This is a genomic window from Tessaracoccus luoxuelianae (assembly GCF_055326245.1).
Genome location: NZ_JBUZNO010000010.1, coordinates 31,991 through 55,194 on the forward strand (window position 1 = coordinate 31,991; position 23,204 = coordinate 55,194).

The window sequence follows — 23,204 nt, forward strand, 5'->3', positions numbered from 1 at the left end:
ATGGCGGCGCGCACCACACCTCCGGACCTGCCGGGCTTCACCTACCTGGGGGAGTTGGGCAGCGGCGGCTTCGCTGACGTGTTCCGGTACCTGGATCAGTTCGATCGCCGGGTGGCCGTCAAGGTGCAGCACCGAGGAATCGACGGCGGCGTGTCCGCGGACTTCCAGGCCGAGGCCAACCTCATGGCGAAGCTGTCGAGCCACCCCAGCATCGTCACTGTCTATCAGGGTGGCGTCGCTGCGGACGGCCGACCGTTCCTGGTGATGGAGGAGTGCGCCACGGCCCACCTGGGGGCGCGCATCGGGCGGCGGCCCCTGACCGCGTCGAAGGCCATGGAAATCACCGTGCAGGTGGCCGGGGCGGTGGAGACGGCACACCGGATGGGCATTCTGCACCGCGACATCAAACCGGCCAACATCCTGTTCACGGGTGCGCAGCGCCCGGCCTTGACGGACTTCGGTATCTCGGCCTCGGCGCAGCATGTCACCGCGAACAGCGCGCTCAGCCCGCACTGGGCTCCGTGGGAGCAGTATCCCGACTCGGGCCTCGCGATGGGGCCATGGAGCGACGTGTTTTCCCTGGCCGCGACGACGTGGGCGATGCTGGTCGGCAGGAGCCCCCTCGTTGTGGCGCACGGCGACAACGACCGCCTGAGCATCCGGCACCGGGTACGGACCCTCAACGTGCCGCGCACCGGACGCCATGACGTGCCCGAGCTGCTGGAACGCGTGCTCGCGACGGCTCTGGCTGCCGACCCGCAACAGCGCTACCAGTCGGCGCTGGAGTTCGCGCGTGCCATCCAGGGCGTCCAAGGGCAGCTCAACGAGTCCGTGACTCCCATCGACGTGTTGTCTGACAGCGACGACTACGCCGACGACGAGCCCGAGCTCGCCGAGACGGGGACCCGCGTCAGCGGGTTCATGCTGATCGATCCTGACCAGGTCGAGGACTGGAGCGGCACCAGCAGGATCACCGGGCCGTCAGGCGGGGTCACCTCCCCCCAGGACGACTCCTGGCACCAGTACGACGCGGCCCCGCAGGGGCCGATCGGCGCCCCCGTGGCCCAGCACGGCCGCGGGTTCGGCCAGCCGGGTCTCCGGGACTTCACCGGCCCGGCAATCCCCGAGCCGGCCGATCAGACCGTTCTCGACCGGCCGTCGCAGCAGCCGCCCCCCGCTGAGAGGCGCACCTCGCGCCGCTGGGGTCCGCTGGCAGCCGTGCTCGCCGCGGTGGCGGTTGTCCTGGCGGGTGGCCTCGCTCTGGGCGGGCTGTGGTTGAGCGGGGCGCTCGGCGAAGCCACCGCAGGCACCCAGGCCACGGTCTCCCCGGAAGCCTCACCCGCGGCACAGGATCCGCTGGCACTCAGAGTCCCGTCCGTCGAGGATGCCGCCGGGCAGGTCGCCGACGGTCAGGTGACCTTCACCTGGACCAATCCGGATCCGATGGCCGGCGACAAGTATCTCGTCGAGGAGTTGAGCCTCACCGACGCGGCGCCCCTGCAGGTGGTCGACGCCCCTTCGGTCACCGTCCCCGCACAGTCGGGCCGGACGTGCGTGGACGTGACCCTGCGCCGCGCCAGTGGGACGACCTCCGCCGCCGTGAAGATCTGCGACAAATCGTGACCGCGGAGATGAGCACGCTCGAGGTGGAGTACGCGGGGGAGCGCCACGAGCTGATGCCCGGCCGCGACTTCTCGATGGGCCGGGTGGGCGACCTGGTGATCGACGACAACCCCTACCTGCACCGCAACTTCCTCACGCTGGCCTTCGCAGACGGCTTCTGGTGGATCAGCAACGTGGGCAACCGTTCGGCGGCGGTGTTGTCGGACCCTGCCGGGCTGAGCCGCAGCACCCTGACGCCCGGCGCGCGGATGCCCTTGGTGTTCGGCCACACTGTGGTCACGTTCGCTGCCGGCCCCTACAGCTACGAACTCAACCTGACCGTCGATGCGCCGGCCTGGGAGCTGCACCACCAGCCGGAGGAACCCTCCGATGGCGACACCACCATCGGTCCGCGAACCTTCACCGACGCCCAAATGCTCGTGATCCTCGCCGTCGCCGAGCCGCTCCTCCGCCGCGCCGGAACGGGCGCCTGGCAGGTTCCTACGGCCGTCGAGGCCGCTCGGCGCCTCGGCTGGACGCAGACCAGGTTCAACCGCAAGCTGGACAACGTCTGCGACAAGCTCGACAGGGCGGGCGTACGGGGGCTGAAGGGCGGGCCAGGAACGCAAGCGCGGGGCCGCCGGTCGGCCCTGGCGGATTACGCCGTCAACGCCAGGATCGTGACGCCGGACCATTTGCCCGCGTTGGAGACCGAACAACGGCGCAACAATGAGGGAGGCACGGCATGAAGGTCCGGGTGCGGCTGGTCCGGAATCGGCACGAGCCTGTGACGGTGACCGTCGTCGCCGACGGCACCGCCACCGCCAGCGACGTCGCCACTGCCATCGCGAGCGCAGGCATGGAGCGTCCCGTCGAGGTGGCCGGGCGTCGCCCGACACTGAGGGTAGAGGGCGATTACCTCGCCCCCCGGACACTCTCGCCAGAGACTCCCTTGGCCGAATCAGGCCTCTGCTCGGGCTCCACTCTCACTGTGGTGGAGGAGGGCGGAAGCGACCATCGCGCCCCTGTCGGCGCGGTGCTCCGAGTTGTGGGCGGTCCAGACCGGGGCGTCGAGGTTGCGTTGAAGGTCGGGACCTCGTTTGTGGGGCGTAGCCCGGAGTGCCAGGTGAGGCTGCAGGACTCCAAGGCGTCGAAGCGTCACGCGCGGATCATCGTCGGCCGCCAGATCGAGATCGTCGACGAGAACTCCGCCAACGGTGTTGTGATCGCGGGTCAGAAGGTGACCCGTGCCGTCATCAAACCCGGCGACACCGTCGTGCTCGGTGACAGCTCCCTGCAGGTCATGCCGCACGGGCTTCCCGAAGCAATCGCCGACACTCAGGTGGAGGTGCGCTACCTTCGGCCGCCAGTGGTCCAGACCCGCCCCAAGGAGGACGAGATCGGGCTTCCGGACGTCCCCCAGCCAGCCCGGAGGGCCGCGTTCCCATGGCTGGCCATGATCGCCCCCGTCGTCATGGGCGCGGCCATGTACGCAGTGACCCGGTCGCCGTTGACCCTGCTTTTCGTGGCCATGAGCCCGATCCTCATGTTGGGTTCATGGATCGGCAACTCCGTGGACTCCAAGCGCAAGCACAAGACCGAACTCGCCAATTTCGACGAGGCGATGCGGCTCTTGGAGGCTGAGATCCTGGAGGCGCGACAGCTCGAGGCGCAGCAGTTGCGCGCACTCTTCCCGTCCGTGTCAGCACTTGTGGGATCGGCCCTCCACCGCGAGGGGCACCTGTGGTGCCGTCGGCCCGAGCACCCCGAGTTCCTGCAGGTCAGGCTTGGCATGGGAACCATGCCGCCCGTCGTCGCAATCGCCCGGCCGGGTCGCGGCGGCGTCGCCGAGCTCGTCAAGCGGCAGCGTGAACTCGCAGAGAAGCACCGGCACCTGCTGGACGTCCCCGTGGTGGCGAACCTGCGCTCCGTCGGCGGGGTTGGCATCGCCGGCCCCGCAGGCCTGGTCGTGGGCGTGGCGCGGGGGGCCATCATGCAGGCAGCCGTACTGCACTCTCCGGCCGAGGTGGTCATCGCCTGTGTCACATCGAGCGCTTTGAAGGAGGAATGGCGGTGGCTTGAATGGCTGCCGCACTGCGCCTCCCCACACAGCCCTGTGGCCGGCCCGCTACTCGCCTCCGACGACGCGCGCGGCCGAGCACTGCTCGATCAGATCGACGAGCTCATCGACGCACGCACCGACACGCACCCGGCTCTGCGCGGACCCGTCGAGAAGCAGGAACGGGTCGCGTCCCCGGTGACGCCCTCCCTCCTCCTCGTGGTACACGACGCGTCCGTGCCCACTGAGAGGCTGGCGAGCATCGCAGAACGAGGTCCCGACGCCGGTGTCCACGTCCTGTGGGTGTCTCAGCTCCGCTCGGGGCTCCCGGCCGCCTGCCGCACCTTCCTCGAGATCGGCACCGACGAGGGCGCCACCGTCGGCATGGTGCGCCAGGAGCGGATTGTCGCGGGCGTGAGCACCGAATCGCTGGATCTTGAAACGGCCCACGTCACCGCCCGCAGCCTGGCACCGGTGGTCGATGCGTCCGCTCCCGTCAGTGACGATTCGGACCTCCCACGCATGGTCTCAGTGGTGGGGCTGCTGGGGCAGGCGGAAGCCGTCGACGCGAAGCAGGTGGTGGCGCGCTGGCAGGAGAACGGTTCACTGGTGGACCGCTCGGCTCCGGCGCAGCCCCGCGAACGCGCGGGCGACCTGCGGGCCCTCGTCGGGCATGCGGGCTCGGAGCCGTTCGCCCTGGATCTTCGTGCCCAGGGGCCACATGCACTCGTAGGGGGCACCACCGGAGCCGGTAAATCGGAGTTCCTCCAAGCGTGGGTGCTCGGTATGGCCCACGCCTACAGCCCGGATCGGGTCACGTTCCTGTTCATCGACTACAAGGGCGGCGCGGCCTTCGCCAAGTGCATCGGGCTTCCGCACACCGTCGGGCTGGTCACCGACCTGTCGCCGTACCTCGTGAGGAGGGCGCTGCGGAGCCTGCGGGCCGAGATCCGGCGCCGTGAGCACCTCTTCCACGACAAAGGGGTCAAGGATCTCGTGGACTTCGAGAAGACCGGAGACCCCGACTGCCCGCCCAGCCTCATCATCGTCGTCGACGAGTTCGCGGCGCTGGTGGGCGAGGTGCCCGAGTTCGTCGACGGGGTGATCGACGTGGCCCAACGCGGACGCTCACTCGGCCTGCACCTCATCCTCGCCACGCAGCGTCCGGCCGGCGTGATCAAGGACTCGCTGCGCGCTAACACGAACCTACGGATCGCACTGCGGATGAACGATGCGCACGACTCCACCGACGTCCTCGGCAGCGCGGTCGCGGCCGACATCGACCCCTCCACGCCGGGCAGGGGAGTGGCCCGCGTGGGCCCAGGGCGCCTCATCCCGTTCCAGGCCGCCTTCCCCGGCGCCCGCACCCCGGATGAACCACCGGCTCCCCCGATCGACGTCATCGAGGTGGACTTCGGTGTCGACACCGCATGGAAGATCCCGCGACCCAGGGGCGTTGGCGCCGCCGTCGACAAGGACATCGACCGGGTGGTCGACACCTTGATTCAAGCGGCGGTGGACGCCCGCATTCCACCTCCGCGCAAGCCGTGGTTGGAGCGGCTTTCGGTGGGGTACGACCTGATGAAGCTCAACCAGCGCACCGACTACAACCTTGTCCTCGGGGTGGTGGATGACCCCGACGCTCAGAGCCAGCACGTGGATCATTTCCATCCCGACGAGAGTGGAAACATCGTCTATTACGGGGCAGGTGGATCCGGGAAGACCACTGCTCTGCGTTCCCTCGCGATCGCAGCCTCCATCACGCCGCGGTCCGGCCCTGTCCAGATCTACGGCCTCGATTTCGCAGGCGGTGGACTGAGCATGCTGGAGCCCCTGGTCAACGTCGGGGCCATCATCTCGGGCGACGACGACGAGCGGATCGCCCGGCTCATGGCGATGCTCGACCGACTCCTCGACGAGCGGGCATCCCGGTTCACGGCCGTGCGTGCGGACTCGTTGCGGGTTTATCGCGAGTTGCCGGGCAAGGCCGACGAAGCCCGCATCCTCGTCCTCGTCGACGGCTTCGGGGCCTTCCGTAGCGAATACGATTCTGGCCTGCAACGGCAGGCCACGTTCGCCCGCTTCCAGCGCCTCGTGAGCGAGGGGCGTGCATTCGGCATCCATTTCGCTGTCACGGCCGACAGGTCCGCGGTGATCCCGTCGTCGATGCAGGGCGCCTTCCAGCACCGCATCGTGCTTCGCATGCCCGACGAGGACGGTTACGTGGCGCTCGGGGTTCCCAAGGATGTCCTCAACGCGGCGAGTCCGCCTGGCCGCTGCATGAATGCGAAGTCCCCCAACGAGCTGCAGCTGGCCGTTCTGGGGCAGGACCCGTCTCCGTTGGGTCAGGCTCGGGAGATCGAGTTACTGGCCGCGATGGTGTCGAAGTACCAGCCGGCCAGGCCCGAACCGGTGCGGAAGCTACCCGACATCGTGGTGTCGTCGGATCTTCCCGTCACCGTTGGGGGGCGACCCACGTTGGGCTTGGAGGATGCGTCTCTGGCACCGATCGGGTTCGACCCTCAGGGTGTGCTGATGGTCGCCGGGCCGCCGAAATCCGGAGTTAGCTCGACGGTGAGCTGGCTCGCCGAGTCACTGCGTCGAGCCTTGCCCGGGGTGCCCCGGGTTCTGCTTTCCGCCCGGTCCACCACACTGTCGCAGCTGCCCATCTGGACCGTGGTGGTGAGCGGACCGGACCGGATCAAGGAGTACGTGGAAACGCAGCTGAAGCCCTACCTGGCGAGTGAGACGGTCGAGGGGCAGCCCAAGGTGGCGATCTTCGTGGCTCAGTTCCCTGAGCTTGCGGGCTCGACGTGCGACATGGCACTCACGGAGGCCATCAAGAGTTCCCGCCGCAACGGTCACCTGTTCGTGGGGGCGGGGGAGACGGCGTCGTTCACCGGCTTCTCGTCGATGCTGACCGAGATCCGGGCCTCGCGGGCCGGCATGCTGCTCACCCCGGAGCAGAGCGACGGTGACCTGCTGCGCACCCCGTTGCCTCGCGGCCGTGCGCAGGAATTCCCTGCGGGCCGCGGGTACTGGGTCCGTGGCGGTTCGGCGCACAAGGTGCAGCTGCCGGTGGTGGAGTGATGGGTCGGCCAACCCATCGACGGATGCAGCCACCGGCTGTGAGGATGAGCGCCAGGGAGGCGACATGAGCAACACACTCGTCATCAGGGATGAGGTGGTTCAGTCCTGCATCAACAATGGCCGGGCGAGCTACCAGCAGCTTGAGGCGTCGTCGGGATTCGCAGACGGTCTGGCAGACGCTGCTGGAACCAATGGTCCGTTGGCGCAGACGCTGCGCGATGCGGATCAGGCGTGGACGCTGCGTCGCATCAAGCTGCTTGAAATGTTGAAGTCACTGGTGGACTCGATTGAGGCGGTGAACCAGGCCTTCATCGACGCCGACGCGGACCTGGCCGACCAGATCAAGCCGGATGCGCCCACACCGGCCCCGACGCCGACCCTCACCCCAGTGGGCGACGCCACGACCCCGTCCTCGGGCCCGACCCAGCCGATTCCACAGCCCCTGCCGCATCCGGACAGTGCGACGGGGTCCAGCTTCCCCGGTCCGGCGGTTGTCGGAGATGCATCGCCCGCGGCACCCGTCGCGGCCCAGCCGGCTGAGGAAGCAGCTCCAACGGAGCCAGGGGGACTTCCTGGCTGGTCGGTGCCCCCGGCGACGACGACGGCCATCCCGCCCAAGTTCGAGATACTCATCCGCGACTTTGCATCACGTTGGTCAGCCCTGACCGGACAGTCGGTCGACGCCGTCGTGACACTCGTCGTGGCCGGGCTGGGTGCCGGTGGCGTGATCACCGTGGCGGCCATCGCCACCATTCTCGCAGCCCTCCAACCGAACGGCGGCCGTCACCAAGGCGGTGCGCCTTTCGCTGGCGGGCCTTCGTCGGGCGGGTCGATTGGGAAGCCCCCACCCGGCGTCGACGGCTCGCCGGCTGGAAGCGGGCAGGGGCAGCCTTCCGGCGAGTCGGGGGAGTCCACAGGCGATGCGGAGGCGATCTCCGGCGTGGACGGCGAAGCGGCGGTGGAACCGACCGATGGCACCGATGGGGACCCTCAGTCGCTGGAGGACTCCGCCGACGCTGCCGACGCTGCCGAGGCTGCCGACCACGTCGCGGAGACCCCGATCGTGGGCGACACAGCGGTGTCGCCGACCGACCTGGAAGCACTGACCCCCGAAGCGGGCGGGACCCCAACCCCGGAGCTTGCGGACCTGGCACCGCTTCCCTCGCTGGGTGAGGGCGGAGGAGGCGGGTCCGCGGGTGGTGCTGGCTCACCGCTGGAATTGCCGCCGCTTGAGCCCCGGGCCAACCCCGCGTCGGATGCGATGGCGGCCCCTGGTGCCCCCGATGCGCTGCCCGCTCTGACGAAGCCGACCGGCTTCGAGGTTCGGGCTCAGATGTCCGACGGTGCGCCGCTGCCGGATCTGACAGCTGTACCGGCTGAGGAGCATGAACGGATGGCGGCTGCGCCGATGATGGGCGGACTGGGCGCGATGGCCGGCACGGCATCCGGAGCACACCCTGCGGCCTCCCCGTCCACGAGTTCGGTCGGGGCAGAGCGCAGTGGCGCCCGCCAAGCAGCCCGCGACGTTCTCAATTCACATGAAGGGGAGGAGGGACGATGAGTGGCATCTGCCTGGACCTGTCCCCGGTAGGGATGTCGACCGAGTTCGACGGTTCGCCGGACGCGCTGGAGAGCGGGGCGCAGACGCTTCGTTCCACGGCGACCACGCTGGACGCGGCAGCCGCGAACATCCGACGGCTCACCGAGAACGGGAACGAACTGGAGAGCCAGGCGTTCTCCGCGCTCGCCGAGCGCAGCAGCGAAGTCCACGGCACCATGGGGAAGGTGGCCTTGCGGTACCGCCTCATGGCCACCGCCACCCAGAAGTTCGCTGAGGTGTTGCGCACCGAGCAGCAGACTGCGGCCCGCCTTGTCGGTGAGGCCGCGGAGGCGCGCAACGCATACACCCACGCGTCTCAGCAGCACTCCCAGGCCCGCCTGCTCGCGCGGGACCCCGAACCGTCCTCCCAGCAGCGCGCCCTGGTGTTGTCGCAGCAGGCGAACGTGGCGGCGAACAGAGCAAATGCCGGCCTGGAGTCGGCCAAGCAGCAGCTTCGGGCTGCGGCGCAGCGCGTCAACGACGCGAACAAGAGTGCTTCGGAGGAGATCCGCTCCGCCATGGAGGTCTCGGGACTCGACGACACTCTCTGGGACAAGATCTGCTACGTCGGGGCGAAGATCGGGGAGGCGGCGGCGGCCGCCGCGAAGTGGATCTGGGACAACATCGACACGATCTGCCTCGTGCTCGACATCGTGGCGCTCGTTCTCATGTTCATTCCCGGCCTCGGGACTGTAGCCGGCGGGGTATTGAAAGCCCTGACCGTCCTTACCAGGGTTGCTCGCGGGATCTCCATCGCCAGACAAGGGCTGGGTGCCATCGAGCAGTTCCGTCAGGGTGATGTCGCAGGCGGCGTCGGAGCGGTAGCCATGATTGGCGCGGGGTTCGTCCTGGGTAAGGCGGTCGGCAAGTCACACTACGTCAGGGGCAAGAGTGCCCGGCTCGCCAACAAGACGTTCAGCCACGGCGGCAAGGGGCGGCCCGAGTTGCTCTACCAGACCAGGATCGGGCGCGGGCTACATGATCTGGGTGAGCGCTTTGGCGGACCGACCTTCCCGAAGGGGACACCGTTGCCGAGCGATTTCGTGACCCGTCATGTCGAACGCACGACAACCGCCATCCGGCACGGGCTGATCAGAGCGGCCGAGATTACTACCGAAGTGGTCGTGGATAAGGCTGGGCGTCGGACGCTCGATCGCGCCACCGCAGAGGGGGAAGGGCGCCCCTACGGCTTCACCACATCCGATCAGAGCGGCGTCACCATGGGAGGACGAGTATGAGAACGTTCGAGGCGATGCTTCCGCCCGGCTGGGCGCAGGTGGATCTCACCAGCCCCGTGGCGGAGTCGGTCGACACCATCGTCGCCGGGATGCTCGCAGGGCTTCCCCGGGAGGCCGCGGACCCCGCGCGTCGACATCTGACCGAGCAGCTTCGTCGGGCCATGACCGGCCTCGCCGGCGACGGTGCACTGGTTGCGTACCTCCCCGTCGACGACGCCATGACTTCCCCCGTCCGCCCGTTCATCGCGGTGCGCCCGGTGTCGTTCGAGATCGGCGGCGCCACCGTCGAGCCTCTTGACTACCTCGTGGCGATGATGACCCAGGAGGGTGTCTCGCTCATTGAGCCCATCGACATGGTGGGGATCAAGCGCGTCACGGATTCCAGCAACGCCGGCCGGTTGGCCACGGCGCTGGAGGATGTGCCTCAGGAACTGGTCGAGCAGGCGGACCGGACACAGCTCGGCTCTGCCGTCGCGGCAGGTCAACGGACCCGGCACCTCCAGTACATCATCGGCGTCCCCGACGCCGCGGATTACTGGATGAGCGTTGAGGCCAGCGTGTCCGCCCCTGGAGGCGCGGACGCCGACGAGGCGCTCGACGCCGTCGAGGAGTTCATTGATGCCTGGGTGGGCACGATCCGCTGGACGGAGGAACCCCGTGGCTGATCAGATCGAGCCCCTCATGCTGTTCGTACCGGCTGACCTGGGCCTTGAACAGCGCCACGAGTGGGTGGAGGCGATCCTCGATGAATTGCGCGAAAAAGACCTGGTTAAGGCGGGCACCGAGGACGCTTGGCGATCGATGCTGGTCGAGACCGCCACGGTCGGCCTGCACCCGATCGCGGTGGCACAGTTCCTGATGGTCCTCCCGGGAGCGCAGCCCGTCTACGTCTGGGCGACGGTAGGGGAGCAGCCGGCTGGGCGACCCGAAGCCCTGATGGAGTCCATCGCCGGCGAAGTGGTGAAGCCGTTCGGCGCGCAGAAGTCCCGCATCCAGGTCGATGCGGTCTCGGTCGACGTGGGTCTGTTCATGGCGCGTGAGGAGCAGGAAGGCGCCTCCGATGTCGTCTACCTCTTGGGCGCTGTCGCCACGAGCCTGACTCTGGAGGAAATTGGCGAAGCTGACGTGTGTCTCTGGTTCACGGGCACCGAACTGTCGGAGCTCCCCGCGTCACTGCCCGCGCTTGCGCGGTTCATCCGCGACCCGGATATGGCAGCGTTCCTCACCCTGTAATACCTCGTCACCGGACAGACAAGGGGACCCGGTGGCGGCAGAACAACAACACCTCCCCGCCAAAGAAGAAGGGAAACACCATGGCAAACCTCAACGTCAGCTACGCCGAGATGGAGGCTGAGGCCTCCGCGCTCATGAACGGCCGGCAGCAGATCGAGAGCGAGCTCACCAACCTCGCTAACCGCATCAACAACCTGGTCACCAGCGGTTTCGTCACGGATGCCGCGTCGGGCGCCTTCCAGTCGATGTTCACCGACTACAGCACGTCGGCGAAGAACACCATCTCGGCGCTGGACAACATCGCCAACTCGCTGAAGCAGATGGCTCAGACCATGCAGGAGACCGATCAGTCCATGGCACAGTCAATCGGTCGTTGATCGCTTCCGGCCCTGGCCGGTAGCTCCGAGCAGAACAGTCGAGGGTGCCGTGGTTGCGGTGCCCTCGACTGTCTTCCGGGATGGTGACGGCGGCGAGTCCGCAGTTCTGCAGGCTAAGGCGATCTCGATGTGAACCAGTCGAGCCGCGGCGGCGTCGGCCATGGCGACCCCTCGGGTGCCGTGGAGCGGTCCCCCAGTGCAGGACGCCGGTAGGACCGCGGCTGCTGGCGTGGAGCGGGATCGACGCGCGTCAGCGTCGAGACCTTTCCGTGCCCGGTTCATGGACTGGGGGAGCCCCAGATGGCGGCACTGCGTTCGATGAGGTTGTCGAGGCTGTGTTCGGCGTGCTTGTGGCGGGCGCTGTGGGTGTCCGGGTCTGGCGGTTCCGGTTCCCGGCCCGGGGGGGGTCGGCGCCTCGTGTGGGCAGGGTGGTGCCCCTGCCTGGAGGTTGAGTTGTTGGAGTCGGTGGCGTTGGTGCTGGCGGGGTCGGCGGGCGGGGTCGATGTGTCGGGGTGGGGTGAACCATGGCAGGCCGGTGGCGGGGTCGAGGTGGACCCGCCACTGGGATTCCTCTGATTGGAGGGGGTCGGGTTCGACGAGGCGGTGGTGGTGTGGGCAGAGCAGAACTCCGTTGGCTAGGCAGGTGTCCCCGCCGGCCCACCAGGGGATGATGTGGTGCGCCTGGCACGGTGCCGGTGGGGTGGTGCAGCCGGGGAATACGCATCCCTGGTCCCTCTGCACGATGGCGGCGCGGAGGGCGGGGGTGAATAGGCGGTGGGTGCGGCCGACGTCCAGGGGGCGTGAGGTGGTGCCTAGCACCATGGGGATCAGGTCGGCGTTGCAGGCCAGGCGACGTGCGTCGCTGGCCGAGAGCCGGTCGCCGCCCGCGCCGAGCAGTGTCACGTTGCCGAGGCCGGTGACGAGGGTGTCGTAGTCCAGGGTGATGTGGACGTGGGGGCGGTCCACCCCGTGTGAGGGCAGTGTCCCGCCGCTGGCGGCGTGTTGGGTCAGCAGCACCAAAGCGTCGGCGCGGCGGGCGTCTCTGGTGGGTGTTTCGCTGGTGGCCGTGTACTTCGAGGCCGGAGGCATCAACGCATCGAGCTGGGCCGTCAACAGGGCGGCGTCGGCGAGCGGGAGCTGGCCCGTGATCCGCATCGAGCCGTGGTGGTCCGGGGCGAGGCGCAGGAACCTGTTCCGGTGCGCGGCGCGCTCCTCCCGCGCGAGGCGCTTGGCCTCGTCGGCGTCGGCGCGGTCTGGGTCGATGATCTCTGCCATCCGCGAAGCGAGGGTCCGCAGCTCGGAGGGGCCCAGTTCGTCGACCCACGACAGGATCTCCGTCTGGCATTGCTCGAGCTCCGCGGGGCTCAGCCGGGCGGGCAGTCGGCGCAGCCCGTCGGTGATCGCTTCGGCCTGTGCGGGGGAGATCAGCCCGGCCTGCAGGGCATCCAGGATCAGGCGGAACCGTTCGGAGAGGTCCGCGGCGAGCCGGATCGTGGCTTTGGCCTGCGTGGGGGTGTGACGGGTGGATGAGGTGACGGCGTCGAGGACCTTGGTGGCCTCGGGCATGAAGCGGGCCTGGTCCAGGACGGCCAGCCGGAGCCCGGCCAGGTGTGCTTCGGTCTGGGCCAGGGCCTCGAGGAAGCCGCTGACGCTCTCCGGGCCGGCGGCTGTGGCGGCGCGGGCGGAATCCCAGGCGGCAGCCATGAACTGCTGCTCAAGCTCCCACACCCCCGCGTCGTTCATACGCACTATTACATCGTCCCCCACTGACAGAATCGGATCCAGAAGAGCCCCCATCGGCACCCCCTTTGGTCACAGTTCGATAACGCTTCCTTGAGGCTGTCGGGCACTGGTCAACTTGCCGTCTGACGGCAGTCCGCGATGAACCGGTGCTGGGACGCGGGCGGTCGGTGGTGGGTGAGGAACTGGGTCCCCGGCCACGGGGGCTCTGCATCCTGCTACGTAGAGCGCGCCTTCTGCGTATATACACACTTGCCGCCCTCTGGATAGCAAGTTGCAGAGGTGGGGAGCCCAATGCAGCGTCCTGAGCCACGGATACGCCCACCGCGCGTTCAGCCCGCTCCTCGTAGCCGCCGCCAGCACCGCTAGGGCTCGTGCGTCGCAGGCGCGGCGAAGTGGCCGTCGCCGGCCCCCTCTACAAGCGACCTCCGCGGGGGTAGGCTCGATCGTTAAGATCCTTCGGCTGGAGCCACCCATGCCCACCGCCCCAGAGTTGAACCTTCCGGACGGTGCGGAGCGCGCCCGGATCCAGAAGCGGACGCTCACCGTCGTCGTCGCCAGCCAGGTGCTCGGCGGAGCGGGGCTTGCTGCCGGGGTCACCGTCGGGGCGCTGCTGGCCCAGGAGATGCTGGGTTCCGAGGGCCTCGCCGGCATCCCGACGGCGCTGTTCACCCTCGGCGCGGCATTGACCGCTTTCCTGGTCGGGCGCACAACAGACCGGTGGGGTCGACGCACCGGCCTGAGCCTCGGGTTCGGGGCGGGCGGGCTGGGAGCGATCGGCGTGGTGGTCGCGGCGGTCGTCGGGAGCGTGCCCCTGCTGTTCGCGTCCCTGTTCGTCTACGGCGCCGGTACCGCGACCACGCTCCAGGCCCGCTACGCCGGGGCGGACCTGGCCCTCCCCGACAGGCGTGGGACCGCCGTGAGCATCGCGATGGTGTCCACGACGCTCGGGGCGGTGGCGGGCCCGAACCTGGTCCAGCCGCTGGGCGTCCTCGCCGAGTCCCTCGGTATCCCGGCCCTTGCCGGGCCGTTCCTGCTGGCCGCTGCGGCCTTCCTCGGGGCGGGTCTGGTGCTCTTCATGTTCCTCCGCCCAGACCCCTACCTGCTCGCCAAGGTGCTCGAGAACCCCAGCCAGAGCGTCGAGGGGTCAGCGTCGACGTTGCCGCCAGTGGCCGTGGGCGCCTACGTCGGCGCCACCGTCATGGTGCTCACGCAGGTCGCGATGACGGCGATCATGACCATGACCCCCGTGCACATGCGCGCGCACGACCACCAGCTGGGGTCCGTCGGCCTGGTGATCGGGCTGCACATCGCGGCGATGTTCCTCCCCTCGCCAGTGACGGGAATGCTGGTGGACAGGCTGGGGCGGACACCGATGGCGGTCGCGGCGGGGCTGACTCTGCTGGCGGCTGGAGGGGTCGCGGCGTTGGCCCCGGGTGACTCGCTAGGCCCCCTCATTCTCGCCCTCGTCCTGCTGGGGCTGGGATGGAACTTCGGTCTGATCTCGGGCACCGCTCTGGTCATCGACGCGACGGCGCCCGGCAACCGGGCGCGGGTGCAGGGGAGCGTCGACGTGCTTATCGCCCTGGCCGGCGCCGGCGGCGGGGTGATGTCCGGCGTGGTGGTCGCGGCAACCGACTATGCCTTCCTGTCGCTGTCCGGCGGGCTGTTGGCGTTGCTGCTCGTCCCCGTCCTGTTCTGGGCCCGCGCGGCGAGTCATATACGTACGTTCTGATAGAGTCGCGCCAGTCGACGACGGCGAGGGGACACCATGGAGCGCAGCACGACGCGTCGGCACGACCCGGAGCGCAGGGACCGGATCATCGCCGCGACCCTCGATCTCATCGCCGAGCACGGAGTGGCAGGCGCCACGTACCGGACTGTCGCGGTGGCCGCGGACGTGCCCCTCGGCTCCATGACCTACCACTTCCCCAGCCGCGACGACCTGCTCTTCGCGGCCTTCGAGCGGTTCGCCGACGAGACCTTCTCACCCCTCGACCGGGCCATGGCATCCGCCGACGGCGATCCCCGCGAGGCACTGGCTCAACTGGTGCTCCAGGACGACGACGATCCGCGCACCAAGATCCTGCTGGCCGAGCTGTACGTGCTCGCCTTCCGCCAGGACCGCTACGCGGACCTGTTGCGCCAATGGATGGGCAGGTCCCGCGACGCGATCGCCCGCCGGATCGACGGCGTCAACCCACGCGTCCTCGATGCGGTCCAGGAGGGACTCGGCCTCCAGCGCTGGCTGCTGCCCGACGAACTGACCGACGCCGACGTCCGCGACGTCTTCGATGCGCTGATCCCCGCGCCCCCCACCCCGCCGTCGGCCCCTGAGCAGGAGTAGAGACATGAACGCGATCCCCTTCAACGACGGCTGGTCCTACCGCCTGCCGCTCGGCCCGTTCGCCGCGGCCAACGGCGAGGGCGCCGAGCCCACCCCGGTCCGGCTCCCGCACGATGCCCTACGCGACACCGACCGCCACCCGGACGCGCCCGGCAAGGGGGCAGGCGCCTACTACCCGGCCGGTGCCTTCACCTACCTGAAGACCTTCCAGGTTCCGGAGAGCTGGCGCGGGAAGCTGGTGCGTCTCGAGATCCAGGGCGCGTACCGGCGGGCGCAGGTGTTCTGCAACGACGAGTTCGCCGGCAACCGCGCCGACGGCTACGCCCGCTTCTTCGTCGACCTCACCCCCTACCTCCACTACGGCCAGGACAACGAGCTGCGCATCGAGGTGCGCTCCGGCCAGGACTCCCGCTGGTACTCCGGCGCGGGCCTGCACCGGCCGGTCGTCCTCCATGTCGACGAGCCCGTCCATGTCGTTCCAGACGGTGTGGCTGTGACGACCGTTCGCGTGGATGAGGACCAGGCGGTGATCGACGTGGTGACCACGGTGCGGAATGCCGGGATGGCCACGGCCACCGTCGTGGTCGAGACCGTGCTGCGCGACGCCGACGGCGGGGAGGTTGAGCGCGACGCCACGCCGTCGACGCTGGCCCCGGGTGAAAATGCCCTTGTCAGACAGCGATTCTACGTGCAGGAGCCTCGCCTGTGGAGCACGGACCACCCGTCGCTCTACACCGCCGAGGTCTCTCTGGAAGGCGCCCCCACACTGGTGAGGTTCGGCATCCGCACCGTCACCGTCGACCCCCGCAAGGGCCTGCGCATCAACGGCGAACCCGTGCTCCTCCGCGGCGCGTGCCTCCACTCCGACAACGGCCCGCTCGGCGCCGCCGCCATCGGGCGGGCCGACGAGCGCCGCGTCGAGCTGCTCAAGGAGGCAGGTTTCAACGCCATCCGCACCGCCCACAACCCCGCCTCGCCTGCGATGCTCGACGCCTGCGATCGGCTTGGGATGCTGGTGATGGACGAGGCCTTCGACATGTGGACCCGGTTCAAGACCCCGTACGACTACGCGGCGGAGTTCCCGCAGTGGTGGGCCGCCGACCTCGAGGCGATGGTGGCCAAGGACCGCAACCACCCGAGCGTGATCATGTACTCCATCGGCAACGAGATCGCCGAGGTGGGCACCCCGCACGGCGCGCGCTGGGCCAGGCGGATGGCCGAACACGTCCGCGCCCTCGACCCCACCCGCCTCGTCACCAACGGCATCAACCCGTTCCTCGCCGTGATCGACGAGGTGCCCGCCATCGCCGAGGAGTCCGGCGGGCTGAACGAGATGATGGCCGCAGAGGGCGGGCCGTTCGCCATCGTCAGCGCGAGCGCGTCGGCCGGTCGGCGCACGGCGGAGTCCAGCGCCCCGCTCGACGTGTTGGGGCTCAACTATGCGGAGTCGCGCTACGCGATCGACGAGGACCTGTTCCCGCACCGCGTGATCGTGGGGTCTGAGACCTTCCCGTCCCAGATCGGCCGCTTGTGGCCAATGGTCAAGGATGCGCCGAACGTGATCGGTGACTTCACCTGGACCGGCTGGGACTATCTCGGCGAGGTGGGGATCGGCGCGACGGCGTACGCCGAAGACCCCGATGCGGTCCCGGGGCTGGAGCGCGAGTACCCGTACCTGACGGCGTGGTGCGGCGACCTCGACATCACCGGTTGGCGGCGCCCCGTCTCCTACTACCGCGAGATCGTGTTCGGCCTCCGCACCGAGCCCTACCTCGCCGTCCAGCGGCCGGAGCACCACGGGCACACCATCACGATGCAGTCGCCGTGGGGCTGGAGCGATTCGGTCTCGTCGTGGACGTGGCCGGGCTTCGAGGGCAAGCCAATCATCGTCGAGGTCTATGCCGATGCCGACGAGGTGGCGCTGCTGCTCGACGGGGTGGAGGTGTCGCGGGCGACGATGGGGGAGAAGCTCCCGATGATGGCCACCCTGGAGACCGTCTACCGGGCGGGAGAGCTGACCTCCGTCGCATACCGGGACGGCGAGGAGGCGGGCCGCACCAGCATCGCCACCGCGACGACGCCCGCCCGCCTGACCGCGACCGCAGACCGCGCCGACCTGCGAAGCGACGACGCCGACCTCGCGTTCGTCGCCATCGAACTGCGCGATGACAACGGCGTTCTCGTCACGACGGCGGACCGGGCGGTCACCGTCGAGGTGGAGGGGGCCGGGGTGCTGGCTGGGATGTGCAGCGCAAACCCGAAGACGGCCGAGCGCTTCGACGCCGACACGTGGCGCACGTTCGACGGCCGGGCACTGGCCGTGGTGCGGCCTTCCGGGGCGGGAGAGGTGACCGTGACGGTGTCGGCCGACGAGTTGGAGCCGGTGCGGCTGACCCTGACGGTGGCCTGAATCACCCTCGCCCAGCCGGGCGGCTGAGCGTGTGCCATGATGCTCGGGAGCAGGGGGGCGACGATGAGGCGCTGTCGATCGTGTGGGAATCCGACCGTGGGCGAGCTGTGCCCGCAGTGCCAGGCGGGGTTCGGTCCGCCGGGCCAGCAGCCCTCCGCCCAACTGCCCCAGGGCCAGCAGCCATCGCCCGGCCAGGGCCCCGGGTTCGTCTACCCACAGACCCCGCCGCCGGCGCCTCAGGGCTACCCGCAGCCGTGGGCGTACGCCGCCGCGACACCACCGCCCCCGGAGCCCGTGAAGACTGGCCGGGCAACGGCGGCCATCGTCGTGGGTCTCGTGGTGCTCGTCCTGGCCGCGGGGGTCGGCATGGTGATGATGATGCTGGGCGGTGACTCCGACTTGGCCGCGGACACCGCCGTCGCGACACCCGCCCCCGTGACGACGGTCTTCGTGTCCGTGGAGCCGTCGCCAGAGTCAGAGCCAGAGCCCGAGCCGGTCGCCGCGCCCGCGACCACCGTCGCATCCAGCCCGGATCTGCCCGCGCCCGCCGCGACCCAGGCAGCCGTCGAGCCCATCGTCGAGGAGCCGGTGGGTGATGCCCCGCCCGCGGCGCCGCAGGTGTTCGAGCGCTACTACCCGCTTTATCGGGGTGACCAGGGCACGGTGGTGACGGCACTGCAGGAGTTGCTCGCGTGGAGGGGGATCCGCACGCTGGCCGACGGCGACTTCGGGCCCGCGACGGAGCGGTCGGTGCGCCTGTGGCAGGCCCAACAGGGGCTGGCGGTCACCGGGGTGGTCGACGACACGACTTGGGCCTCACTGCTGCCGACGCTCAGCCAGGGCTCTGACAGCGACGGCGTGAAGGTGCTGCAGCGAATGCTCAACTACTGGGGTTACGAGACAGTGGTCGACGGTGACTTCGGCCCGCAGACCGACGCCGCAGTCAGGGCGTTCCAGATGTGGCGGGGCATCCCCGTCGACGGGCTGGTCGGGCCCGTCACCTGGTCGGCTCTGCTCGCCTGAGTGGTGGAGAGCGGCGCCGCCCGGTGACCGGCGGATCTGGTGGCGTAGTCGCGACCAGATCCCCCACCCAGTCACGGACCAGGTGGCACTCGCTCGGCCGGGGGGTGGAGCAGCGCGTCCGGGTCGTCGACCATCTGCTGCAATATGTGGGCCGACCGCACGAGGTAGAAGCCGTCGGTGACCCGCTCGTCGATCGTGTAGACGACGTCCACGCGGCGCCGGGCGACGATGGCGCCAGACTCGTCGACCACCGGCTCGGGACGAATGGTGCCGATGGAGACGAACACGCCCGCGGTGCCATGGCGATAGAGGTGGTGGAACGGCGCCTCGGCCTTCAGTGAGCCCATGTTGACGAGGTAGGCGCTGGCGTACGTGGGGATGGCATCCTGCAGTATCTTCGGCAGCCGGTTGATGGAGTCCAGCGCCCATGCCGTTCTGGCGACGGCGGCGATCACCGGGCCTGGGAGCCGGACCAGCTGCGACACCAGCCTGTCGCTCTCGTTGCGGGTGTGGTTGCGCGCCCGGGTCAGCGCCTCGTCGACCATGGTGCGCACCTCGTCGACGGTCTCGAGTCCCGTGAACGTGATCTGCGCCTGGACCTCGTCGGCCTCGTCGGTGAGGGCCTTCTTCACCGTGAACGCGAAGGAGATGTCGCGGTGCTCGTAGGTGCGCCGCCCGGAGATGAACCGGTTGAGCTCCGGGCGCTGGTGGAAGAGCCGGGCCAGCGCGGTGAGGAAGACGTGGAAGAAGCGGATCTGTTGCTCGGCCGGGCGATGGAGATTGACGTCGTCCAGCCAGGACATCAGCCGCTCCACCTCCAGATACTGGGGGTAGTAGACCGTGGCGTCGAGCCGGGTGGGCATCAGGTGGGGCACCACGCGACGCATCGCGGGAAGGTCGTCGACCAGGCGGCCGTCACGCCGCCCCTTGGCGGGTCGTGCCCCGGTGGAGATCATCGCGTCCTTCGTTGGCGTGGCGGCTTCGGTTGATCCGCTCACCCTAGGTCAGGGGCGGGGCTCAGGGGCCGGTAACTCTCGTGATGGGCGAAAACAGCCTCCCGTGCCGCCAGACGGTGGCCACGAAGTAGGCGAGCAGCAGGCCTCCGATGATGTCGATGGAGTAGTGCCCGTGCGCCAACAGCAGGCCGGCGACCATGAGCGCGACCATGGCCCATTGGAAGAGACGAAGTCGCGGCCGATCGTCGGGAACCCGGAGGGCGAGCAGGGTGAGCAGGGCCGTGTGGCCGGAGGGGAACGTGCCGAACTGCTCCTGGGGGAAGACGAAGATGCCCTCCCCGTAGGCCGGCGCCAACGGGGTCAGGACGATCATTCCCGCCCGCAGGAGGTACATCAGCGCCACGGCCGTGGCAGCAGCGGGCAACGTCGACGGCGCCGCGCGCCATGTCGCCCACAGGTAGACGCCTATCCCCGCGGCCAGGGCCACCACCGTGAGCCAGCGTGCTGGGGAGACGTAGGGGAGGAGCTCGAACAGCAGGTCGTCGGGGCGGGGAGCGTCGGCGAAGGATCCGACGATCACCTGGTTGGCCAGCCACGTCGCGACGGCGGCCACCACGCCGAGTCCCACCGCCGTCGCCCAGGCAGGGGCCAGGTGAGGGGGGTCTGACCGGTGGTCCATGGACCCAGTCTGCCGCTCGCCGTCACCAGGCGGTCGCGACACTCACCGCGACGACCGCAGTCGCCAGCATCGCGCAGCCGAGCTCGATCAGGATCCCGAGCCCCAGGGCCTTGACCGTCTCCCAGCTCGTGACCGCCGCCTGGCGGAAATTGCGCACCCGGTACCACTCGGCAAGCAACAGGCCGATCACGAAACCGACCGGCAGACCGAAGCCCGGCAGCACGAACATCCCGACGATGCCCAGCAGGAGCCCGACCGTGATCGGCCACTTCGGGATCTGCCGTTGCTGCAGCGACCGGCCTGTGAGCAGCCAGCTGCTCAGCCCGCCGACGACCAGCAACACCGCGGCCACGCCGAAGGCGACCCATCCCCAACTCGAGGCGCCCCAGATCGCCCACACGAGGGCCCCGGCGCCGACCATGATGCTGCCCGGCAGCACGGGGAAGACGATGCCCACGAGGCCCACCAGGACCAGAACGACGGCCGCGATGGCGGCGATGACTTCAATGCTCACACGCTCCAGCCTACGGTGCCCGTGCGAAGGGCCCCTGCAGCGATGGAGGATCGCCGGCGAGGATGTTCGAGGCTAGGGACAAGGTCAAGACAAATATGTACAAAGATGTACAATTTCGTCATGTCGAGAATCAGCGTGAGCACTGCACGCCAGACCCTTCCGGAGCAGCTCGACCGTGTCGAGGCCGGCGAGGAGGTGTCGATCACCAGGCACGGCCGGGTGGTCGCCGTCCTGGTTCGTCCGGACGTGCTCAAAGCGCGCCGTGCGTCGAAGGTATGGGATGAGGCTGAGCGGATCGCGGGCCTCCTGGACTCGACCCGCAGCGAGCCGATGCAGCGCCCCGTCATCTCGCCCGAGCGGGCGGAGGAGCTCGTTGATGCGGTCCGTGACGCACGGTCCGGCCGATGACACTCCTCACTGCTTTCGACGCTGATGTGCTCATCTACGCGGCAGCCGATGGTCACCCTCTTGGGGTGCCTGTGGCCTCGTTGTTCGCCGTCGAAGGTGAGGGGCCCGTCGGCATCGGCTCAGTCCTGCTCCTGCCAGAGGTGCTGACCAAGCCACTGAGGGAAGACCCCGACTCCGCCGAGGTCAAGGCGCTGGCCGGCCTCCTCGGTCGGCTGGAGCTTCGCCCGGTGGACGAGGCGACGGCGCGACTCGCCGTCGCGCTGGCTGTCACCTACAGACTACGGGCGGCGGACGCGGTACATCTGGCCACTGCCGTCGCGTCAGGTGCTGACCGGTTCCTCACCAACAATCGCAGGGACTTTGCCACCACGATCGACGAGATCGACGTCGTGTACCCGGAGGATCTGGCCAACGCCCAGACGTGAGGTGCCGTCGGTGGGCCACGCCGACGGCTCAGTCGTGCGCGTGCGCCTCCAGGAACTCGTAGAGTTCGCGATCGTCCACACCCGGATAGGTCCCCTGCGGCAGGGGAGCGAACAGGTGGGTCCGCACCCTGGGCGACGCCCACCCCTGCCCCCTCCAGCGCTCCGAGAGCCCATCCTCCGGCCTGCGGCAGCACCGCGCGTCTGGGCACGTCGATACCTCGCGCTGCTGTGATTCGCGCCCCCGGAACCACTTCGACTCGGCATAGGGCACGCCCAGGGTGATGGAGAACTCCGTCGTTGCGCCGGTCCCGGTCTGCGTCGACTCGAAGAAGGTGCCGGCAGGCGTGTCCGTGTACTGGTAGTGCTCGCTGGTGCGGGTGGCACGCGCGAACGCCTTTCGCGCGCTCCAGTGGCGGCAGACCACCTCGCCCTCCGTCGAACCGGTCGCGTCCTGGGGCAGCGGAAGACCGTCGTTCTCATAGGCACCCACGACGGTGCCGTCGCCGTTGACCCGCAGGTAGTGAAGCGTGATCCCCAGGTAGTGGGTGGCCAGGTTGGTGAACCGCAGCGCCGCGCCCTCGTGGGTGACCCCGAAGGTGTCGCGGAAGTCCTCGATCGCGATGTTGCGCTCCCGCTTCGCGCGCTCCAGGAAGTCGACGGAGGCGGCGCGGGGCATCAGGCACGCCGCCGCGAAGTAGCTGGCCTCGAGGCGCTGCCGGAGGAAGTCGGCGTAGTCGGCCGGCGCCTCATGCTCGAGCACGGTGTTGGCCATCGCCTGCAGCGCCAGCGATCGCAGCCCGTGGCCGCCGGGGATGGAGGCCGGCGGGATGTAGATGCGGCCGTGCTCGAGGTCCACGACGGCGCGCGCCGAGTGGGGGAGGTCGTCGGTGTGCACGATGGTCAGCCCCACCCGCTTGGCCATCTCCGCGACCGTGCGGTGGGTCAGGGCGCCAGACGTGTGCCGCACCGCCTTGGTTGCCTGCTCCGCGATCAGCTCGATCTCAGGCAGGTGGTTGTTCCGCTCCCGCATCATCGTCCGGTGCTGGGTGTTGGCTCGCCGCGCCTCCTCAGGCGTTGAGATGGCCATCCGGGCGCGCCTGTCGAGTTCGCGGTGCAGGCCGACGATCGCCCGCAGCATCGCGTCGGACATCGCCCGCGAAGGGCGCAGCACTGGCAGGCCGAGCTCCCGGTACGCAGGGGAGGCCTGGGCCCTCTCGAGCTCGATCTCCAGCGCGGCCCGCGGCGACGGCGGCTCGGCGGCCAGCAGATCCGAGGCGGTCACGCTCAGGGCTGCTGCGATGGCCTCCAGCAGCGACAGGCGGGGTTCGCGGTGGCCGTTCTCCACCATGGACAGCTGGCTGGGAGCCGTCCCCGTGATCTCTCCCAGTTCTTCCAGCGTCAGGCCGGCCTTGGTGCGGAAATGCCGAATGCGCCGCCCCAGCGTGGAGAGATCTGCCATGCAGTTCACGATACGCGAAGAACTGCCGAAGTTCACAGCAATCT

Annotated in this window: 19 protein-coding genes; 14 read left to right on the forward strand and 5 right to left on the reverse strand. The window is 69.1% G+C overall.

From position 1 onward, the window contains the following. The 8 genes from ACZK39_RS14120 (at nucleotide 1) to ACZK39_RS14155 (ending at nucleotide 11,199) form a co-directional block, all read left to right on the forward strand. Nucleotides 1-1,623 carry a serine/threonine-protein kinase gene (locus tag ACZK39_RS14120; RefSeq protein ID WP_463613660.1) on the forward strand — a complete coding sequence of 541 codons (1,623 nt, stop codon included), beginning with the start codon at nucleotides 1-3 and terminating at the stop codon, nucleotides 1,621-1,623. Nucleotides 1,624-1,631: 8 nt separating this feature from the next. Next, nucleotides 1,632-2,351 (forward strand): hypothetical protein, encoded by a 720-nt coding sequence (locus ACZK39_RS14125; RefSeq protein WP_463613661.1) that lies wholly within the window; start codon nucleotides 1,632-1,634, stop codon nucleotides 2,349-2,351. Then, nucleotides 2,348-6,751, forward strand: a complete 4,404-nt coding sequence (locus ACZK39_RS14130; protein ID WP_463613662.1) for a type VII secretion EssC family protein — start codon at nucleotides 2,348-2,350, stop codon at nucleotides 6,749-6,751. Before ACZK39_RS14125 ends, ACZK39_RS14130 begins: the two co-directional genes overlap by 4 nt. A 64-nt stretch (nucleotides 6,752-6,815) precedes the next feature. Further along, entirely contained in the window at nucleotides 6,816-8,312 is a 1,497-nt protein-coding gene (locus ACZK39_RS14135; RefSeq protein ID WP_463613663.1) for a hypothetical protein, read from the forward strand. Continuing rightward, nucleotides 8,309-9,589 (forward strand): hypothetical protein, encoded by a 1,281-nt coding sequence (locus tag ACZK39_RS14140; protein WP_463613664.1) that lies wholly within the window; start codon nucleotides 8,309-8,311, stop codon nucleotides 9,587-9,589. Before ACZK39_RS14135 ends, ACZK39_RS14140 begins: the two co-directional genes overlap by 4 nt. Further along, nucleotides 9,586-10,254 (forward strand): hypothetical protein, encoded by a 669-nt coding sequence (locus tag ACZK39_RS14145; protein WP_463613665.1) that lies wholly within the window; start codon nucleotides 9,586-9,588, stop codon nucleotides 10,252-10,254. Before ACZK39_RS14140 ends, ACZK39_RS14145 begins: the two co-directional genes overlap by 4 nt. Beyond that, nucleotides 10,247-10,822, forward strand: a complete 576-nt coding sequence (locus ACZK39_RS14150; RefSeq protein ID WP_463613666.1) for a hypothetical protein — start codon at nucleotides 10,247-10,249, stop codon at nucleotides 10,820-10,822. The genes ACZK39_RS14145 and ACZK39_RS14150 overlap by 8 nt, the downstream gene beginning before the upstream one ends. A gap of 80 nt (nucleotides 10,823-10,902) precedes the next feature. After that, nucleotides 10,903-11,199 carry a WXG100 family type VII secretion target gene (locus tag ACZK39_RS14155; RefSeq protein ID WP_459056070.1) on the forward strand — a complete coding sequence of 99 codons (297 nt, stop codon included), beginning with the start codon at nucleotides 10,903-10,905 and terminating at the stop codon, nucleotides 11,197-11,199. Here the strand turns inward: ACZK39_RS14155 and ACZK39_RS14160 are convergent. Further along, entirely contained in the window at nucleotides 11,185-12,942 is a 1,758-nt protein-coding gene (locus ACZK39_RS14160; protein WP_463613716.1) for an HNH endonuclease signature motif containing protein, read from the reverse strand. The two genes, ACZK39_RS14155 and ACZK39_RS14160, sit on opposite strands and share 15 nt — an antisense overlap. A 472-nt stretch (nucleotides 12,943-13,414) precedes the next feature. Between ACZK39_RS14160 and ACZK39_RS14165 the strand changes: the two genes are divergently transcribed. The 4 genes from ACZK39_RS14165 to ACZK39_RS14180 all read left to right on the forward strand — a co-directional run bounded on the left by ACZK39_RS14165 (nucleotide 13,415) and on the right by ACZK39_RS14180 (nucleotide 18,719). Beyond that, entirely contained in the window at nucleotides 13,415-14,674 is a 1,260-nt protein-coding gene (locus tag ACZK39_RS14165; RefSeq protein ID WP_463613667.1) for an MFS transporter, read from the forward strand. Between the two features lie 36 nt (nucleotides 14,675-14,710). Next, nucleotides 14,711-15,286, forward strand: a complete 576-nt coding sequence (locus ACZK39_RS14170; protein ID WP_463613668.1) for a TetR/AcrR family transcriptional regulator — start codon at nucleotides 14,711-14,713, stop codon at nucleotides 15,284-15,286. A 4-nt stretch (nucleotides 15,287-15,290) separates the two neighbouring features. Next, nucleotides 15,291-17,696, forward strand: a complete 2,406-nt coding sequence (locus ACZK39_RS14175) for a glycoside hydrolase family 2 TIM barrel-domain containing protein (protein WP_463613669.1) — start codon at nucleotides 15,291-15,293, stop codon at nucleotides 17,694-17,696. Between the two features lie 96 nt (nucleotides 17,697-17,792). Beyond that, nucleotides 17,793-18,719: a peptidoglycan-binding domain-containing protein gene (locus tag ACZK39_RS14180; RefSeq protein WP_463613670.1), complete on the forward strand. Its 927-nt coding sequence runs from the start codon at nucleotides 17,793-17,795 to the stop codon at nucleotides 18,717-18,719. A gap of 71 nt (nucleotides 18,720-18,790) precedes the next feature. Here the strand turns inward: ACZK39_RS14180 and ACZK39_RS14185 are convergent, their stop codons facing one another. From ACZK39_RS14185 to ACZK39_RS14195, 3 genes are all read right to left on the reverse strand, one after another. Then, on the reverse strand, nucleotides 18,791-19,675 hold the full coding sequence (locus tag ACZK39_RS14185; RefSeq protein ID WP_463613671.1) for a 2-oxo acid dehydrogenase subunit E2: 885 nt from the start codon (nucleotides 19,673-19,675) through the stop codon (nucleotides 18,791-18,793). Between the two features lie 61 nt (nucleotides 19,676-19,736). Then, entirely contained in the window at nucleotides 19,737-20,354 is a 618-nt protein-coding gene (locus tag ACZK39_RS14190) for a phosphatase PAP2-related protein (protein WP_463613672.1), read from the reverse strand. Between the two features lie 22 nt (nucleotides 20,355-20,376). Next, nucleotides 20,377-20,868 (reverse strand): DUF456 domain-containing protein, encoded by a 492-nt coding sequence (locus ACZK39_RS14195; RefSeq protein ID WP_463613673.1) that lies wholly within the window; start codon nucleotides 20,866-20,868, stop codon nucleotides 20,377-20,379. Nucleotides 20,869-20,988: 120 nt separating this feature from the next. Here ACZK39_RS14195 and ACZK39_RS14200 point away from each other — a divergent pair, with 120 nt between their 5' ends. Both ACZK39_RS14200 and ACZK39_RS14205 read left to right on the forward strand, forming a co-directional pair. Continuing rightward, the gene (locus ACZK39_RS14200) at nucleotides 20,989-21,276 is read left to right on the forward strand and encodes a type II toxin-antitoxin system Phd/YefM family antitoxin (RefSeq protein ID WP_226965871.1); all 288 of its coding nucleotides are present in this window, start codon (nucleotides 20,989-20,991) and stop codon (nucleotides 21,274-21,276) included. Next, nucleotides 21,273-21,701, forward strand: coding sequence for a type II toxin-antitoxin system VapC family toxin (locus ACZK39_RS14205; protein WP_187720431.1), 429 nt, complete (start codon nucleotides 21,273-21,275; stop codon nucleotides 21,699-21,701). The genes ACZK39_RS14200 and ACZK39_RS14205 overlap by 4 nt, the downstream gene beginning before the upstream one ends. A 28-nt stretch (nucleotides 21,702-21,729) precedes the next feature. On the opposite strand, the gene ACZK39_RS14210 is transcribed toward ACZK39_RS14205, so the two are convergent. Next, nucleotides 21,730-23,160: a helix-turn-helix domain-containing protein gene (locus tag ACZK39_RS14210; RefSeq protein WP_463613674.1), complete on the reverse strand. Its 1,431-nt coding sequence runs from the start codon at nucleotides 23,158-23,160 to the stop codon at nucleotides 21,730-21,732. Between the last annotated feature and the right edge of the window lie 44 nt (nucleotides 23,161-23,204).

Coding starts and splice junctions, on each gene's coding strand:
- ACZK39_RS14160 (WP_463613716.1), bottom strand. CDS start 12,942: ATGAACGACGCGGGGGTGTGGGAGCTTGAGCAGCAGTTCATGGCTGCC.
- ACZK39_RS14200 (WP_226965871.1), top strand. CDS start 20,989: ATGTCGAGAATCAGCGTGAGCACTGCACGCCAGACCCTTCCGGAGCAG.
- ACZK39_RS14190 (WP_463613672.1), bottom strand. CDS start 20,354: ATGGACCACCGGTCAGACCCCCCTCACCTGGCCCCTGCCTGGGCGACG.
- ACZK39_RS14120 (WP_463613660.1), top strand. CDS start 1: ATGGCGGCGCGCACCACACCTCCGGACCTGCCGGGCTTCACCTACCTG.
- ACZK39_RS14205 (WP_187720431.1), top strand. CDS start 21,273: ATGACACTCCTCACTGCTTTCGACGCTGATGTGCTCATCTACGCGGCA.
- ACZK39_RS14170 (WP_463613668.1), top strand. CDS start 14,711: ATGGAGCGCAGCACGACGCGTCGGCACGACCCGGAGCGCAGGGACCGG.
- ACZK39_RS14145 (WP_463613665.1), top strand. CDS start 9,586: ATGAGAACGTTCGAGGCGATGCTTCCGCCCGGCTGGGCGCAGGTGGAT.
- ACZK39_RS14135 (WP_463613663.1), top strand. CDS start 6,816: ATGAGCAACACACTCGTCATCAGGGATGAGGTGGTTCAGTCCTGCATC.
- ACZK39_RS14140 (WP_463613664.1), top strand. CDS start 8,309: ATGAGTGGCATCTGCCTGGACCTGTCCCCGGTAGGGATGTCGACCGAG.
- ACZK39_RS14130 (WP_463613662.1), top strand. CDS start 2,348: ATGAAGGTCCGGGTGCGGCTGGTCCGGAATCGGCACGAGCCTGTGACG.
- ACZK39_RS14210 (WP_463613674.1), bottom strand. CDS start 23,160: ATGGCAGATCTCTCCACGCTGGGGCGGCGCATTCGGCATTTCCGCACC.
- ACZK39_RS14165 (WP_463613667.1), top strand. CDS start 13,415: ATGCCCACCGCCCCAGAGTTGAACCTTCCGGACGGTGCGGAGCGCGCC.
- ACZK39_RS14155 (WP_459056070.1), top strand. CDS start 10,903: ATGGCAAACCTCAACGTCAGCTACGCCGAGATGGAGGCTGAGGCCTCC.
- ACZK39_RS14185 (WP_463613671.1), bottom strand. CDS start 19,675: ATGATCTCCACCGGGGCACGACCCGCCAAGGGGCGGCGTGACGGCCGC.
- ACZK39_RS14175 (WP_463613669.1), top strand. CDS start 15,291: ATGAACGCGATCCCCTTCAACGACGGCTGGTCCTACCGCCTGCCGCTC.
- ACZK39_RS14125 (WP_463613661.1), top strand. CDS start 1,632: ATGAGCACGCTCGAGGTGGAGTACGCGGGGGAGCGCCACGAGCTGATG.